This window comes from Zhenpiania hominis, assembly GCF_014333425.1.
Classification (GTDB): domain Bacteria; phylum Bacillota; class Clostridia; order Peptostreptococcales; family Anaerovoracaceae; genus Hominibacterium; species Hominibacterium hominis.
Genome location: NZ_JACRYT010000023.1, coordinates 1 through 15,903, shown reverse-complemented (window position 1 = coordinate 15,903; position 15,903 = coordinate 1). Strand labels below are relative to the sequence as shown.

The following is a 15,903-nucleotide window of genomic DNA, read 5'->3' as shown; positions in this document are numbered from 1 at the left end:
CTTGGGGTTATTTATCGGAAACAATCACTTTTTCTTCATCCGGCGTGCGGAATTCTTCGTCCAGCTTGATGATATCTTCCGCCATCTTCTGTTTATAATCCTTAATGGCCTGTCGCAATTCCGGATATTTGGTACTGAGGATCTGGACCGCCAGGATTCCCGCGTTTTCCGCTCCGTCAACAGCCACGGTAGCTACCGGAACGCCCTTTGGCATCTGTACAACGGACAGCAGAGAGTCCAGTCCATCCAGTGTGCTGGATTTCATCGGAATCCCGATTACCGGAAGGGGCGTAGTGGCCGCCAGTACGCCTGCCAGATGCGCCGCTTTTCCCGCTGCCGCGATAATCACTTCAAATCCGTTCTTTTCCGCGTTTTCCGCGAACTCTTCCGCAACCTTCGGCGTTCTATGAGCGCTGATGATTCTCGTTTCTGTTTCCACATTAAAATGCTTTAAAATATCCTCTGCTTTCTGTACAACCGGGTAATCCGATTTGCTTCCCATAATAATCGCAACTTTCATTTTTCCCTCCTGTTTGTTCCGAGCCTTCCAGCCTCCGTCCGGGCTCAGGCTCCTTTGTATCCTTTTTGCTGAAAATGCGGGGCAGGATACAAAAGTTTCCCGGTTGCGAGATCGGGTTCTTGAAAAAAGGCTCTTTTCTGCTGCTTTCTTTCAAATCCGATCCTGCAAATCCATAAATTTTGTATCCAACTAGCCGCAAAACATAGGAATGGATACAATCCATTCCTATGTTCCAATTATTTAAAGTATTTTACGCCGGATTCAAAGATCTTCTGTTCCTTGTTTCCGTCTACATTTTTATATACATACTGTCCGATTCGTTCGGAATGACCCATTTTACCTAAGACTCTTCCATCCGGCGAGGTGATTCCCTCAATGGCCATGTTGGAAAAGTTCGGATTAAAGGCAATATCCATAGAAGGATTGCCGTCAAAATCCACATACTGAGTTGCCACCTGTCCGTTTTCAATCATCCGTTTCATAACCGCTTCATCGGCGATAAATCTTCCTTCTCCGTGAGAAATCGCGACCGTATGAATATCTCCCAATTCCGCGCCGGCAAGCCATGGAGATTTTACGGAAGCCACTCTCGTCCGAATCAGGCAGGATTCATGGCGGCCGATCTTGTTGTAGGTCAGAGTCGGGCTGTTCTCATCCGTGTCGATAATCCTTCCTTCCGGCACCAGTCCCAGTTTGATGAGAGCCTGGAAGCCGTTGCAGATTCCCAGCATCAGACCGTCTCTGTTTTCCAGAAGATCCGTTACCGCGTCTTTGATCCGCGGATTGCGGAATACGGCGGTAATGAATTTGGCCGAACCGTCCGGCTCGTCTCCGCCGCTGAAGCCTCCTGGAATCATAATGATCTGGCTTTCCCGGATTTTCGCTTCCAGTTCTTTGATGGAATCAATCAGCTGGTTCTGAGTCATGTTGCGGATAATGTGAATGTCCGCCTGGGCTCCTGCCCGCTCAAAGGCGCGCTTGGAATCCATTTCGCAGTTGGTTCCCGGAAATGCCGGAATCAGAACCCGCGGTCTGGCGAGTTTTACTGCCGGAGCCTTGCGGTTTCTTTCTGTATAGGAAAGGGCCTCCACCGTTTCGCTGGTATTATCTTTGGTTCGTACCGGGAACACCCCTTCCAGCGGAGCTTCCCATTTGCGGATGATTTCATCCAGGCTCATGGAAATTCCTTTCATGAGAATTTCTTCTCTGTCGGTTGTGTTTCCGATCTTGCGGAAGGTTACCCCTTCAAAGAGAGTCTCAAGGGACTCGTCCGCCGAAAGCTCCAGAACCATTCCGCCGTAATCCAGGCCGGTGTTTTCCGTTTCCGGAGCGCAGACGCCGATTTTATTTCCCACTGCCATTTTCACAAGGGTCATAAAGAGACCGCCTTCTCCGATAGCGGAGGCGGACAGCACTCTCTTGGCCGCCGTCAGTTCTCTTACCTTGTCCATGGATTTTTTATATGCTGTAAAGTCGATGATACCTTCTTTGTCTCTGGAAGCAGGCAGGTAAACAAGCTGGGATCCGGCTTGTTTCAGTTCCGTGGAAACCACCTCGCCGGCGTCCAGCGCCGCTACCGCGAAAGATACCAGCGTCGGCGGAACATTGATGTCCATAAAGGTTCCCGACATGCTGTCTTTTCCTCCGATGGACGGGATTTCCAGTTCCTTCTGCGCCCGCAGCGCGCCCAGCAGAGCGGCAAAGGGCTTGCCCCACCGTTTTGGATTATCACCCAGTTTTTCAAAGTATTCCTGGAAGGTCAGACGGATGGTCTTATAGTCCGCTCCCATAGCGACCATTTTCGTTACCGAATCGATGACCGCGTACATGGCTCCATGGAAAGGACTCGCTTTGGCGATTTTGGGATTAAATCCATAGGCCATAAGGGTCGCTGTCGTTGTTTCTCCCTGGGTTACCGGAAGTTTCGCCGCCATACCCTGAGCCGGGGAAAGCTGGTACTTTCCGCCCAGAGGCATCAGCACCGTTGACGCTCCGATGGTGCTGTCAAACCGTTCAATGAGACCTTTCCTGCTGCAGCAGTTCAGATCCGACAGAGCCGTTTCCGGCGCCATAGTCTTTGTCAGCACGGATGGGTCGAAATTTCCTTTTATTTCTACGGCAGCTTCCTGTTTCGCGCCGTTGGTATCGAGGAACGCCCTGGAGAGGTTGAGGATGCAGTCTCCGCGCCAGTACATTTTAACACGTCCTTCATCCGTTACTTTTGCCACCGTTGTGGCTTCCAGGTTTTCTTCGCTGGCGTAGGCGATGAATTCCGCTTCCTTTTCTTTCTCTACAACAACGGCCATTCGTTCCTGCGATTCGGAAATCGCCAGTTCCGTGCCGTCCAGTCCTTCATATTTTTTCGGAACCAGATCCAGATTGATGTCCAGGCCGTCCGCCAGCTCGCCGATAGCTACGGACACGCCGCCCGCGCCGAAGTCGTTGCAGCGTTTGATCAGGGTCGCTACTTCTTTTCTGCGGAACATTCTCTGGATATTCCGTTCTACCGGCGGATTTCCTTTCTGGACTTCCGCTCCGCACTCCAGAATGGATTCTTCAGTATGCTCCTTGGAAGAACCGGTAGCGCCTCCACACCCGTCTCTTCCCGTGCGGCCGCCTACCAGTACGATAACGTCTCCCGGAGCCGGAACCTTCCGGTTCACATGGTCAGCCGGAGCCGCGCCGATTACCGCGCCGATTTCCATTCTCTTGGCAACGTAATCCTCATCGTACACTTCATCCACAAGTCCGGTGGCAAGTCCGATCTGGTTTCCGTAGGAACTGTATCCGGACGCCGCGCCCTGTGTAATCTTTCTCTGAGGAAGTTTTCCCGGAAGGGTTTCTTCCACCGGTTTTCTCGGATCCGCCGAACCGGTTACCCGCATAGCCTGATAAACATACACTCTGCCGGAAAGAGGATCGCGGATGGCACCGCCCAGGCAGGTTGCCGCGCCGCCAAAAGGCTCGATTTCCGTCGGATGGTTGTGGGTTTCGTTTTTGAACATCACCAGCCAGTCCTCTTCTTTTCCGTCGATTTCTGCCTTTACTTTAATGCTGCAGGCGTTGATTTCTTCGGATTCGTCCAGATCGTGAAGAATTCCTTTTTTCTTGAGGTATTTGGTTCCGATGCTGGCCATGTCCATGAGGCACACATCTTTTTCCCGGTCTCCATAAACCTCTTTTCGCATATCCATATATTCTTCAAAGGCTTTGCGGACAATCGCTCCGTAAGGGCCATCCTCAAATTCCACCTGTGTCAGCTGGGTATTGAAAGTCGTATGGCGGCAGTGGTCAGACCAGTAAGTATCGATGACCTTCAGTTCTGTCAGAGTCGGATCCCGCTGTTCTTCATTTTTGAAATACTCCTGAATCACGCGGATATCCCCTTCACTCATGGCAAATTCCATATCTTTGCGAAAGCTCTGCAGTCCCTCTTCATCCAGCTTTGTAAATCCGTCCATGATTTTTACATTTTCAGGAACCATTGTTTCCATATCCAGGGTCTGAGGCTTTTCATTTTCCGCGATCTGAGAATCCACCGGATTCACGCAATAGTTCTGGATTTCCTTCTGCTGCTCCGGCGTTACATTCCCTTCCAGAACAATCACCCGCGCGAACCGGACCGAAGCTTCCGCTTCCGCGTTCATCAATTTGATGCACTGAGCCGCCGAATCCGCTCTCTGGTCGTACTGTCCCGGCAGATATTCCACCGCAAAAAAAGTTGCAGAACCCAGGTTATCCGGCATCTCTTCGTCATAAGCCGTATCAATCGCTGGTTCTGCAAACACCGTGTATTTCGCTCTCTCGTAGGTCGCGTCATCAATTCCGTCAATGTCGTAGCGGTTTAAAACGCGGATTCCGGTCAGTCCGTCCACGTGCAGGTTTTCCCGGATATCGGCAAACATCCCCTGCGCCTCTACGTCAAATCCATCTTTCTTCTCTACGTATATTCTTCTTACCATGATTTCGCCCTTTCCGTACGTTATCGCCTCTCAGGCAAATATCGTTCGCCTTTTTGTCTAAAAACTGCATATTTACGGGATTATTCTAGCATCTTTTTTCACCTGATTCAATGAAGAATGCTCGGAAAAAACAAGTTTTTTTCTACAATGTCGAACGTTTTTCACATGCACACCCATCATCGTTCGTCTTTGTTCCATTTCCGCACTCATCATGCTTGTCCGGCACGCCCTGTACCTGCGCGCATCACGATCCATGCCAAAACCGCCGCGGCAATCCCCGCCGTCAATTTTCCTATCATCAGCGGCACCAACATCTGCATATTAACACCGGCGGTATAGCTGAGATGATCTCCTAACGCGCACATACGTGTATCATACATGGGGATGCTGTTGGCGAGCGTTATAAGAAATCCCGCGGCCGCGGTCTGGTTTTCTGACTTTTATTATATAAAGTTTATCAGAACGTGTAAAGTGGCGCCCCTTCGGAAAAACTTCACTCTCCTTTTCAGGATGTTGTGATATAATGATAAAAAAGAAGGAAAGGATACTGCTGTTATGCATCTGACTTTTTACGAGTTGTCCGCGTTTTTCTTCATTTACGGGTTTCTCGGCTGGTGTACGGAGGTCTGTTTTCAGGCTCTGAGCAGAGGAAAGCTGATAAATCGCGGTTTTCTAAACGGTCCCATCTGCCCTATTTACGGGGTCAGTGTTGTTGTCATTATATGGCTGCTTGAACCTCTGGCGGCTCACGGGGTGATTTTATTTTTGGGTTCTGTCATTCTTTGTTCATTTTTGGAATGGCTAACCGGATTTATACTGGAAAAGCTGTTTCATCAGCGATGGTGGGATTACTCAAAGGAACCGTTTAACATCGGAGGCTATATTTGTCTGCGCTTTTCCATTATGTGGGGATTGGCCTGTGTCTTTGTTGTATATATCGCGCACCCTACGGTCGCGTTTCTTCTTTCCCTGGTACCCCATACGCTGGGGCCTGTCATCCTGTGTATTCTGGGAGCGGCCTTTCTGGCGGACTGCGCCGCTACAATCGGCACCATGATAGGTCTCAACAAGCGGTTGCTGCATATTGAAAAAACGGCATCCAGACTCCGTGAATTTTCAGATGATGTTACAGAGGTTCTGTACGAAGGTTCTATCCGCGCAAAAGATAACGCGGAAAAAGCGAAATCTGAACTTGAGGAGCAGAGTGACGAATTTCGCGAAAAACTTTCAAAGGGAAAAGAAGAGCTGCAAATTCGCGCAAGGAAGAAAAAGCAGCTCGCCGAAGAACATCGCATGGAATTGGAACGAAAACTTACATATGGACAGCAGCGTCTGCTGAAGGCCTTCCCGGGAGCGGGCTCCACCAGGTATTCAGAAGCAATGGAACTGCTCAAACAGCATATTGACCGTTATAAAAAGCAAAAAGGAGGAAAAAAATGAAAGTACTGAAGGTTTTTCTCGCAGTGATCCTGTCTTTCCTGCTGCTCTGCGCGCAGGGCGCGTTGATGGGCGTCATCGCCTGCAATGAAGCAATCTCATCTGATTCAATCGCAAAAGCTGTTCAGGAAACGGATTTTACAAATCAAATTTCACAGCAGGCTCTGGACGCCGCCAGCAGGCAGGCGGATGAAAACGCGGACGAAAAGGTCAGCGAATTTCTAAACGAAGCGATGCAGACTGACGCGGCCTCTGAATTTATAGGGCAATACACCGCCTCTGCCATCCAGTCAGCTCTGCAGGGCGAAAACTTTTCCCGCTTCACAAAACAAGACCTTCTGGATCTGACGGACGAAAGTTTGGACGAGCTTTCCGCGGAATCAGGTCTTTCCATTTCGGATAGTCAGAAAGAACAGGTTCGCAATTATGTGGAAGAAAACGGCGATGAGCTTGTGCAGGATCTCAATTCCTCTCTGCCGGTTTCTCAGAATCCAATGGCCCCCAATTCCTCCCAGTCTGAATTATCTCAAGCTCAGACCTTTCTCGGAAGTTCTATGCAGCTTGTTCTGGCTGCCATTTGTCTGATTCTTGGAATTATGCTGATCATGCTGTTCTGGGGAAGCAAACTTGGTTTTATCTGGTGGGCGGTTGTCAGCTTTCTCGCTGGCGCGGTTTGTCTGCTGGCGGCAAACGCGGATGCCCATCTCACGGATTTTGTCCGTAGCATGGCCGACGAAAGCGACGCCGTCTCCCGACTGGCCGCGCAAATTATCAGCGAAGGGCTGCAATTTTCGGGATTCGCGGCTCTGATACTGACTGCGGTTTTGATCGTTATCTGCCTGCTCTGCAGGCTCCTTTCCCGCAAAAGGGCATGATTCCACGGGATCATGCCCTTTTACTCTATAGTTTCAATTCAGAAATTGCGCTTTTTTCCTCATAGGCTTTCACCAGTTCCGGCGCCATATCCACATCTCCCAACAAAACACCTCCACAGAATTTCTCATTTCTGAAATACAGCTTTTTATAAATCTTCTGCTGTGGAAGGTCCAGTTCTTTGGCCGCATAAAATACCTCTCTGTCTTTTCCTGTGTCGCCGATGGCGAAGAGGCTCAGTCCCAGTCCCGCGTAGGTGACTGCCGGCACGACAGGTCGGTAGCGCGCGTCTTCCCCCGCCGCGTTGGCCGCCGCAACCTTTGCCATTTCCACCGCCTGGGTCCAAAGCCCGTAGTTGACTCCCCGGAAAGCGGCGCAATCGCCGCAGGCATAAACATCTTTCACTTTGGTCCGCATCTTTTCATCCACCACAATCGCTCCGCTCTGATTCTCCGGAAGGATTCTTCCATTTTCCCAAATCCCGGCGCAGACGATCACTGCCTGAGCTTTCAGGATTTCTCCCGACTCCAGTTTTACGCCGCTCACGCTCCCGTCTCCCAGAATTTCCGAAATCTCCGCGGAGACACGTACCCGGATTCCCTTCTTTTCAACTGCCTCCGCGAGAAGTTCTCCGGCCTTCGGATCCAGCTGAGAAGCCATAAGAAACGGCGCGCTGTCCACGATAGTCAGATTCATTCCTGATCCGGAAAGCTCCGCGACTGTCTCCATTCCCAGGATTCCCCCTCCGGCGATCACAATATCCCGCGCCTGACTTTCACGCAGATATGTTCGCATTTTATCCACTGCTTCCACTTTGTGGATCGTAAAGGCTCCCTGCTTTTCCGTTCCGCGGATATCGGGAATCGCAGGCTCCGCGCCGGTAGCGATAATCAATTTGTCATAGCGCCTGTCTGTTCCGTCCGAAAGGAAAACTTGCTTTTTGTCCGGATCGATCCGCTCCGCGGCTGCGAGGAGTGTCACGTCGATCTGCTGTTTCTCATACCAATCCCTCGGACGCAGCATCATATTTTTATGGGAGATTTCGTTTAAAACGCCCTTTGTCAGCATCTGCCGGTTGTAGCCCGGCAGGGGCTCATCTCCGATTATCTCGATTGTACAGGTCCGATCCCGTTTGCGCAGCTCCTCCGCGGCGGTTGTCCCGGCGGCTCCATTTCCGATAATTACAAAGCGGCGGTTCGTTTCGATCCGGTTTATGTGTTCTTCCGCAGGCATTTCTAAAATCGGCAGCACTTCTCCTGCCAAAATACATTTTCCAAAATGTTCACCCAGGAATTCCGCCCTTTCCAGTTCTTCAGGCTGGGGCTGAAATCTTACGGAAAAGTCCTCTTTCAGAACCCGCATCTGCAGCTGCTCCATGCGCCGCAGCATATTGGAAACTCCTTTGGGCTGATAAGAAAAGGAGCCGAACGCCATTCCCAGTTTGCCTCTGCAGTACGAAGGAGACAGTTCCGCGGTCAGAAGCCGCATGCTTTTTTCGCAGTCCTCCTGATTTGTCGGGACGCCCATGGCAATCCCGTCTGCCCTATACAGCAGATCCTTCAGATTCTCCGGCGATTCCGCAAGAGAAATCAGACTTACCTCAAGATCCCGGTTTTTTTCAATTCCTTTCGCGACCCACTCTGCCAGCTGCTTCGTGCATCCAAAATCGGAACGGTAAAGTACTACCGCCTGTTTGTTTCCGGTCTCCGTGTTTCGTTCGTCTATCCATTCCTGATATTCAGACACCGCGGTTCGCAAAGAAAGTGCCCTTCCCTTTTCCGGCCGGATCGTCTCCGCGTCCAGCTGCCGGATCCGCTCGACGGCTTTTTTGACCTGCTCCCGGAAAAGCGCGAGATCTTCCAGATACATGGTTCTCCGGCTGCCGTCTTTTGCGCTGAATGTCTGCCCTGAAAAAACTGTTTTTTCTTCCGGGATATAAGTGTAAAGGCTGTCGATCCACTGCCAGTTGGGCATTTGAAGGAATTTATAGGCCTTTCTCCAGGTCCGGTTCTGATGCCTGCTCCATGTTATGTTGGGAACACAAACAAAGTGAAGCGTTACATCTCCCAGATCCAGGCAGTCTCCATCCCGGATCATTCTCTTCTGAAAGGTTCTCCCTAAAAATTCCTGTGTAAAGTTCAAAGTCACTTTGGTACCTATTATCTGAATATCCGGATTAAGGTCCAGAATGTTCCGCATTCCTTCCATCCGATCCGGACTGCACCGATTCAGAATCAGAAAGTCCGTATCCCGCAGAAAGTCATGGCTGACTTTTCCTCCATCCAGAACAGCTGTATATCTGCTGCCTCTTACTTTATAGATATTAAAACCTGTACCCGCCTCTCTCTCGCATAGAACGGGACCTTTGCCATTCGATCTTTCCATAATACGTTACCTCGTTTCTGTCCGCTCTTCTTTGGTGGATTTCTGCCTGTAATATACAGGATTTCAAGCGCGGCTGTCAAGGTATCCACGCGGCAAAAAGCGGCCTGCCCCGCAATGCCGGCATTTTTTGTCATGATACAATGTTTAAAGCCAATTACGTTTGCAATCGATTTATGCAGAAGAATGTAAAGATGTAAAAGAGCATAAAATTAACAATGAACTCATTGATATTGTATCGGTTTACCGTTATAATACCAATATAAGGAGGCGGAGCGAAATGACGATAAATGAATTGATAAAAGAGAAAAACATAACAAAATATCGTCTGGCTAAAAACAGTGGGATTCCATACACAACAATCAATGATATTTGTAATGGAAAGGCGCGAATTGAAAAGTGTTCCGCAGAAACGATCTATCGTATAGCAAAAGAGCTTGGCGTGTCAATGGAAAGCATAATTGAGCCATACCTGGAAGTCCGTATAGATTTTGAGCTTTTCAAAAGTAATATATGCCATAGTCTGAAAGAAAAAGGCGATATCCCATTTGTGGTAGAGGTATTAGAAGAAGATATAATCGGAAAATATCACAGAAAGAAATGGTATCCGGAATGTCTGTATCTTTTGGCAATGCTCGATTATGTCAGCCGGGTAAATGATATCCCGATTTGCGCGCAATATAATGATCTTCGGAATATGAAACTTAAGAAAATCATATATCCCTCAAGCGTATTGGTCGCGTCTCGCATCGCGCGGAATGACAATTTAAAGCGCAAGGCTATGGAAGAATCCATACCGGAGTTTATAAAATTTAACATTGTAGAGAGTGAGGTACGGAATGTCACCTAACAGTTTTACGAAAGATAATTTAGATAATTACCTGAAAGAGCTTGCGAAAGAATATCGAAGGGTGGCAGGAAAAAATATGCCTGCTGAGATTGTTCTGGCAGGCGGCGCGGCAATCCTTGTAAACTATGGTTTTCGGGATATGACAACAGATATTGACGCAATCATTCATGCCGCGTCTTCCATGAAAGAGGCGATTAATCGTGTTGGAGACAGATTTGGACTGCCGAATAAATGGATCAATAATGATTTTATGCGAACCGGATCCTACTCACCGAAATTGGATGAAATATCTGTTTATTATAGAACATTTGCAAATGTTGTTACGGTACGCTCGATTAAGGGCGAATATCTCATTGCTATGAAACTTCGTGCAGGAAGAAAGTATAAAAATGATTTATCAGATATTATCGGAGTTTTAGCGGCCCATGAACATGATGGCGAATCAATTACTTTGGACAGAATTAATGAAGCCGTTGAAAGTTTGTATGGTGGCTGGGACGAATTCCCTGAAAATTCGAAGCTATTTATTGAAGACGCGATGAAGAATGGTAAATTTGAAGAAATATATTCGTCTGTAAAGGAGGAAGAAAAGCAGTCGAAAGAAATTTTGATTGATTTTGGAAAAGAATATGAAAATGTCGCAAATGCAGAAAATGTAGATGATATCCTAAAAACATTAAAAGCAAAATTAAAGAAATAAATATCTGTATTCTATATACGGGATATTTGCTATTTGTGTTATATCAGGGCACTATCATAAGGATATGGAGTCCCTTAAAAAAATCTGTCGTTTTGTTTTGCCCGAAAGAAAGGAATAGCATGATAGAAGGCATGTAATGGTTATCCTGCAATATCCTGTGCTTGCCGGATGAAGCTAAAGTCAGGCAAGACTTTCTTTTTTCTCTTCTGGCGGTTATAATGAATTATAACCTTACATCAAGAGTAAACATTTAGGAGGTTTTTATGGACCTGCAAAGATTAACCATCGGTCAGATGGCAAAATTAAACCGGATTTCTCAGCAGACGCTACGGCTGTATGATCGGGAAGGGCTGCTGACCCCAATGATTACCGATCCCAATACCGGATATCGCTATTATCACATCATCCAATCCGCGCGGCTGGACATGATTCAGTACATGAAGGACTACGGCATGACCCTCAAGCAGATCCGCCAGCAGCTGGAGGAAGGAAATACAGAAAGCATCAAACAGTTTCTTCAGGAGCAGAACGGCGCAATTGACCGGCAGATTGAAGATCTGAACCGGAGAAAGCGCTCCATCTCCAGAACCCTGGAGAACTACAGGCAGTACGACGCCCTTCCCAAGGACGGACAGATGTTCATGGAGTATATTTCGGAACGCTATATTTACCGTTATACTTCTGAGAAGGATTTTTTTGATCAGGACTACACCGGCTACGAGTATATGCTGCGGGAGCTGAAGATGCATCTTGCGAATAATGACCTGGCTATGAGCTATTTCTGCAATGTCGGGACGATTATGCGGCGGCAGGATCTGTTGGACGGCACGTTTTCCGCCCATGAAGTATTTCTCTTTGTGGATCCGGAAGACGAATCCTTTCAGCCGGAAAAAATCCCTGCCGCCATGTACTACTGTATCTGTTCAGACGATTTTTACGCGGAACGGGACAACGCGCGCAGGCTGCTGGATCGGATTCAGGAAAGCGGCTTTGAGGTGTGCGGGGACTACATGTGCGAGGTGCTGGTGGAATTTCCGGTCTTTGAGGATGATCAGCGGAATATGTTTTATAAAATCGAAATTCCCATTGTATCCAAAAAATAATTTTAAAAAACACTTGACTTTATAGTTAGTATAACCTTTATACTGACAGTATCATAGGAAAACAGCATAAGATACGCGTATCAAATACTCGTTTATTGTTTATACTTTTAAGTAAGTGATTGTCCCAATAAAAGGAGGTCTTACTATGAAACGTAAAGTAAGAGTTGCCCAGTACGGGTGCGGAAAAATGAGCAAATATCTGATGCAGTATGTGCTGGATAAAGGCGCGGAGCTTGTAGCTGCTTTCGATATGAACCCTGAAATTATCGGAAAAGACGTAAGCAGTGTCATTGGATGCGATCCGGTGGGAGTGAAAATTTCCCCGGCGGATGAGGCGGACGCCATTTTGAAGGCAACAAAGCCGGATGTGTGTGTGATTGCCACCCGCAGTACAATGGCTGAGCTGAAGGAAGCATTTTCCGTCTGCGCGAAGAACAGCGTCAATGCCATTTCCACCTGTGAAGAGTCCCTTTATCCATGGAATTCTTCTCCTGACATCACAAAGGAACTGGACGCTCTCGCAAAGGAACATGGCTGTACGCTGTGCGGCAGCGGCTATCCGGATCTTTTCTGGGGCACAATGATTACCAATCTGGCGGCTTCTTCCGCTCACATCACAAAGATAAAGGGCAGCAGCAGCTACAACGTGGAAGACTACGGGATCGCGCTGGCTCAAGGCCACGGAGCCGGTCTGACGTTGGATGAATTTGAAAAACAGATTGGCAATTACAACTCCCTGTCTTCGGACGAAATCGGGAGTCTGGTGGAAAAAGGAGAGTACATCCCGTCTTACATGTGGAATCAGAATGGCTGGCTCTGCAGTAAGCTGGGGTTGACCATTACTTCTCAGACGCAGAAATGCGTGCCGCACACTTATGAAAAAGACCTGCATTCTGAAACACTGGGTATGACCATTAAGGCAGGCGATGCTACAGGAATGTCCGCGATTGTAACGACCGAAACTGCCGAAGGCATCACATTGGAAACGGAATGTATCGGAAAAGTATACGCGCCGGAAGAGTTTGATAAGAATGAATGGACTCTTTACGGGGAGCCGGATACGACAGTTATTGTCAACAGACCGGCAACAGTAGAGCTGACATGCGCTACGATTTTAAACCGGCTGCCTCAGTTGATCGACGCTGAGGCGGGCTACATCAGTACGGATAAGCTGCCTTACAGCCAGTACATGATAAAGCCCCTTCACGAATATGTGAAGAGCCTCTGATTTTGTCATCTTCTGACTTACAATATTGCTTATATAGCACAGGGAAGAGCCCCGGCTTGCCAGGCAGGGGCCCTTTTCTTTTTTGTTTTTTGGTTTTTTCACGTTTCCGTCCGGGGGGCTCCGTCCGAAACAGGTTAAAAACCGGAGATTTGGTACAAAATTTGTGGGCTAGAGGGGTTGGGAATCGAGGATGCGGGGCGATCCGGGCAGGTTCCCGGGTTACAGGGCGCGAAAACGGGAAAAATTCGTCCTAAATCTTGAAAATCCGTTCAGTTTGGGACGAATGGGGGCAGGCAAGGGAACAGGGCAGATTTTCAATAAAAGAAGAGGCTGTCACAGGAATGTGGCTTGCCCCTTCTTTGAAAAAGATTCTTATGGTATTAACTTATGATTTTTTCAGGACTTTTTCCGCTTTCTGCCGAGAGCCAGAACTCCCATCAGGGTGAGAGCCATCAGCATAGTCAGAATCAACAGGGTCATATTGCTGTTGTCGCCGGTCTGGGTTCCGCTGCCGCCCGGGGTATCCGATGTATTCGGAGCGTTCGGGTTGCCTTTCTTTTCTTTGTCGTAAGAGTTGACGATTGTCACATCGCCTTCGGTATCCTCTGTATCGAGAACTACCTTGCCGCCCTTTACAGACGCTTTGTATTCCAAACCTTTGGCGTCTTTCACCGGAACGCCGTTTTCATCGACTTCGGTGATATAGTATTCCGCGGAATCCTCTTTGTTAAACGGCACTGTGATTTCCACCGTTGTTTCACTCTCATCCTCCAGTACCAGCGGCACAATATACTGAGAGCCGTCATCATTTGTCAGCGGATCTTTATAATCCTTGTCGTTGAATATACCCGCGTAATACACGTCTTTTACATTGTAGTCATCGCCCTTCAGCAGCACCTGCTTGGTAATGCGGACGGTTCCTTCATAGTAGTAACCTTCGTAGTCCTGAATGTTCCGGATATCCATTCCGGTTACTTCCGGAGTATAGCCGTCTACGTATCCTTCTTTGACAGAGTACTGGTAAGCTTTTCCGTCTTCATCGTATTCCGGCAGATTTTCAAAGGTGTAGGTCCAGTTGTCCGCCGCGGTTACCGTCTTAATGTACTTGTCGCCGTTGGCGTCCACATAGTCCTGACCGTTCTGCTGCAGGATTACCTCGATGGAAGCCGGACGCTCGCTTGCGTCTTCATCCGCCCAGGTCTTAGTCCCGCCGATGCTGGCGAGGATGTTACCAAAGGCATTAGTAATGACTGCCGGATCCTCCTTGTTATCAAGATGCTTGATGTCAAGACTGATTTTTCCTTTTGTCACTGTCGCCTGGTACTTGAAGCTGTTATCAACCGGGGTTCCGTCTTTATCCACTTCCGCTACATAATAGGTAACCGGATGTGTTGTCGGACCTACCGGCATATTGTCGATGGTCACCGCCTTAGAAGATTCGCCGTTAAACTCAATCGCTTTCATAGCTTTGTTGCCGTCATAATCGGTTGCCATGGTCGTCAGCTCTTCATCTTCAAACAAGGCTACATAGAAGGTGTCAGTTACTTTCTGCGGCTGCGGATTTCCTTCCGCGTCATTTACCACAACATCCTTGCGGATTTCCACCTGACCCAGGTACATGTACTGAGGCGGCTGGTGGTAGTTGGTAATCGTCACTTCTCCGGTTTCCGAATCGGTCGCGTAAAACGCGGTGTAATCGTCATTGTACGCACCTTCATGATCCACCGGTTTGTTATCCGCATCCAGCTCTTTTACCGTATAGTGAATCAGGTTATCACCATCATACTTCGGCAGGTTCGTCCAGGTGTGGGTCCATCCGCTATCTTTATTTAGTTTAACCGTTTTACCATTTACCGGCTTCGCCTCTCCGTCTCCGATCTTCGCGTAAAGCTGCGCTGTGATGTTCGTCGGTCGATCAACCGTGTTCTCTAAATCTGCTTCATCATCGCCTTCCCAAAGCTTCGTTACGGTCTGAGAAGTAACCAGCGTGTTGGTGATGGTATAGTCGTCCGCCTGTGTTCCGCCGTAGTTTACGATGTAGTTCTTATCGTAAGCACCGTTTTCTTCAAGAGCGGTTGTTCCATCTGCCGCAATTTCTTTTACCGTATAGTGAATCAGCTTTCCATCTTCATATTTCGGAAGTTCCTTCCATGTATGCTGCCATCCATTACCACTGTTTAACGTAACCTTTCCATTATCTCCTGTTACCGGCTGCTCTTCTTTGTCTCCATCCAGCGTCTTGTAGAGCTGTATGGTGATTTCGCCCGGTCGTGTATCTTCCGCGTCGCTGCCGTCTTTCCAGGTCTTGCTTACGGAAACTTCCGTTTTACCGGTCAGAGTGTTGGTGAGCTCATAATCCGCATTCGCGGTTCCTTCGTTGGAAGCAGCGTAGCGGTCATCGCCACCCGCAGCCGGAATTGTTTCTTTCACGGTGTAAGTGTACACATTGCCATTCTCATCCGCTTTCGGCAGATCTGCATAGTTAAATGTCCACTCATTCGTATTTGTATCTTTCCAGGTCGGTTCAACCTTTACGGTTTCTGGCTCGCCGCCCTGAATCTGACGGGTCAGAGTCAGTTCCAGCTCGCCCGGTCTGGTCTGATATTTGTTGCTGTTGTCCACCCAGGTCTTGCTTCCACTGATGGAAGTCTTGATAGTGTAAAATAATTGTGGAATTTTTGAGAGAGAACTAAAAAGAGACAGTTCCAAAATGATAAAATAGTTTTCATCACAAAAACTCACGAAAGGAACTGGTCTCTTATGGAAACAATTATACAACAAATCGCAAAAAAACTCATCAACAAAATATTGGAGAAAGCATATTCCGGAGGGATTTCTGATATCGATG

General features: G+C 48.2%; 11 protein-coding genes. 6 read left to right on the top strand and 5 right to left on the bottom strand.

Annotation, left to right across the window (positions count from 1 at the left end; translation table 11 throughout):
- Positions 1 to 7: 7 nt before the first annotated feature.
- The 3 genes from purE to eutH all read right to left on the bottom strand — a co-directional run bounded on the left by purE (position 8) and on the right by eutH (position 4,862).
- Positions 8 to 520, bottom strand: a complete 513-nt coding sequence (purE, locus tag H9L42_RS14285) for a 5-(carboxyamino)imidazole ribonucleotide mutase (RefSeq protein ID WP_187304086.1) — start codon at positions 518 to 520, stop codon at positions 8 to 10.
- 236 nt (positions 521 to 756) lie between these two features.
- Positions 757 to 4,482 carry a phosphoribosylformylglycinamidine synthase gene (locus H9L42_RS14280; RefSeq protein WP_187304085.1) on the bottom strand — a complete coding sequence of 1,242 codons (3,726 nt, stop codon included), beginning with the start codon at positions 4,480 to 4,482 and terminating at the stop codon, positions 757 to 759.
- Positions 4,483 to 4,691: 209 nt separating this feature from the next.
- Positions 4,692 to 4,862 carry an ethanolamine utilization protein EutH gene (gene eutH, locus H9L42_RS14275; RefSeq protein WP_187304084.1) on the bottom strand — a complete coding sequence of 57 codons (171 nt, stop codon included), beginning with the start codon at positions 4,860 to 4,862 and terminating at the stop codon, positions 4,692 to 4,694.
- A 175-nt stretch (positions 4,863 to 5,037) separates the two neighbouring features.
- Here eutH and H9L42_RS14270 point away from each other — a divergent pair, with 175 nt between their 5' ends.
- Positions 5,038 to 5,922 carry a putative ABC transporter permease gene (locus H9L42_RS14270; RefSeq protein ID WP_187304083.1) on the top strand — a complete coding sequence of 295 codons (885 nt, stop codon included), beginning with the start codon at positions 5,038 to 5,040 and terminating at the stop codon, positions 5,920 to 5,922.
- On the top strand, positions 5,919 to 6,794 hold the full coding sequence (locus H9L42_RS14265; protein ID WP_187304082.1) for a hypothetical protein: 876 nt from the start codon (positions 5,919 to 5,921) through the stop codon (positions 6,792 to 6,794). The genes H9L42_RS14270 and H9L42_RS14265 overlap by 4 nt, the downstream gene beginning before the upstream one ends.
- A gap of 25 nt (positions 6,795 to 6,819) precedes the next feature.
- Here the strand turns inward: H9L42_RS14265 and H9L42_RS14260 are convergent, their stop codons facing one another.
- The gene (locus H9L42_RS14260; RefSeq protein WP_187304081.1) at positions 6,820 to 9,177 is read right to left on the bottom strand and encodes an FAD-dependent oxidoreductase; all 2,358 of its coding nucleotides are present in this window, start codon (positions 9,175 to 9,177) and stop codon (positions 6,820 to 6,822) included.
- A 277-nt stretch (positions 9,178 to 9,454) separates the two neighbouring features.
- On the opposite strand from H9L42_RS14260, the gene H9L42_RS14255 reads away from it, so the two are divergent.
- The 4 genes from H9L42_RS14255 (at position 9,455) to H9L42_RS14240 (ending at position 13,055) form a co-directional block, all read left to right on the top strand.
- Positions 9,455 to 10,024, top strand: coding sequence for a helix-turn-helix transcriptional regulator (locus H9L42_RS14255; protein ID WP_187304080.1), 570 nt, complete (start codon positions 9,455 to 9,457; stop codon positions 10,022 to 10,024).
- Positions 10,014 to 10,724 carry a DUF6036 family nucleotidyltransferase gene (locus tag H9L42_RS14250; RefSeq protein WP_187304079.1) on the top strand — a complete coding sequence of 237 codons (711 nt, stop codon included), beginning with the start codon at positions 10,014 to 10,016 and terminating at the stop codon, positions 10,722 to 10,724. Before H9L42_RS14255 ends, H9L42_RS14250 begins: the two co-directional genes overlap by 11 nt.
- Before the next feature lie 263 nt (positions 10,725 to 10,987).
- On the top strand, positions 10,988 to 11,827 hold the full coding sequence (locus tag H9L42_RS14245) for a MerR family transcriptional regulator (protein ID WP_187304078.1): 840 nt from the start codon (positions 10,988 to 10,990) through the stop codon (positions 11,825 to 11,827).
- Positions 11,828 to 11,972: 145 nt separating this feature from the next.
- Positions 11,973 to 13,055: an NAD(P)H-dependent amine dehydrogenase family protein gene (locus H9L42_RS14240; protein WP_187304077.1), complete on the top strand. Its 1,083-nt coding sequence runs from the start codon at positions 11,973 to 11,975 to the stop codon at positions 13,053 to 13,055.
- A gap of 396 nt (positions 13,056 to 13,451) precedes the next feature.
- On the opposite strand, the gene H9L42_RS14235 is transcribed toward H9L42_RS14240, so the two are convergent.
- On the bottom strand, positions 13,452 to 15,797 hold the full coding sequence (locus tag H9L42_RS14235) for a Cna B-type domain-containing protein (RefSeq protein ID WP_187304076.1): 2,346 nt from the start codon (positions 15,795 to 15,797) through the stop codon (positions 13,452 to 13,454).
- Positions 15,798 to 15,903 lie beyond the last annotated feature (106 nt).

What these genes read in the sequence shown, in the direction of transcription:
- H9L42_RS14270 (WP_187304083.1), top strand. Translation starts at nt 5,038, where the DNA reads ATGCATCTGACTTTTTACGAGTTGTCCGCGTTTTTCTTCATTTACGGG.
- H9L42_RS14260 (WP_187304081.1), bottom strand. Translation starts at nt 9,177, where the DNA reads ATGGAAAGATCGAATGGCAAAGGTCCCGTTCTATGCGAGAGAGAGGCG.
- purE (WP_187304086.1), bottom strand. Translation starts at nt 520, where the DNA reads ATGAAAGTTGCGATTATTATGGGAAGCAAATCGGATTACCCGGTTGTA.
- eutH (WP_187304084.1), bottom strand. Translation starts at nt 4,862, where the DNA reads ATGTATGATACACGTATGTGCGCGTTAGGAGATCATCTCAGCTATACC.
- H9L42_RS14240 (WP_187304077.1), top strand. Translation starts at nt 11,973, where the DNA reads ATGAAACGTAAAGTAAGAGTTGCCCAGTACGGGTGCGGAAAAATGAGC.
- H9L42_RS14255 (WP_187304080.1), top strand. Translation starts at nt 9,455, where the DNA reads ATGACGATAAATGAATTGATAAAAGAGAAAAACATAACAAAATATCGT.
- H9L42_RS14250 (WP_187304079.1), top strand. Translation starts at nt 10,014, where the DNA reads ATGTCACCTAACAGTTTTACGAAAGATAATTTAGATAATTACCTGAAA.
- H9L42_RS14265 (WP_187304082.1), top strand. Translation starts at nt 5,919, where the DNA reads ATGAAAGTACTGAAGGTTTTTCTCGCAGTGATCCTGTCTTTCCTGCTG.
- H9L42_RS14280 (WP_187304085.1), bottom strand. Translation starts at nt 4,482, where the DNA reads ATGGTAAGAAGAATATACGTAGAGAAGAAAGATGGATTTGACGTAGAG.
- H9L42_RS14245 (WP_187304078.1), top strand. Translation starts at nt 10,988, where the DNA reads ATGGACCTGCAAAGATTAACCATCGGTCAGATGGCAAAATTAAACCGG.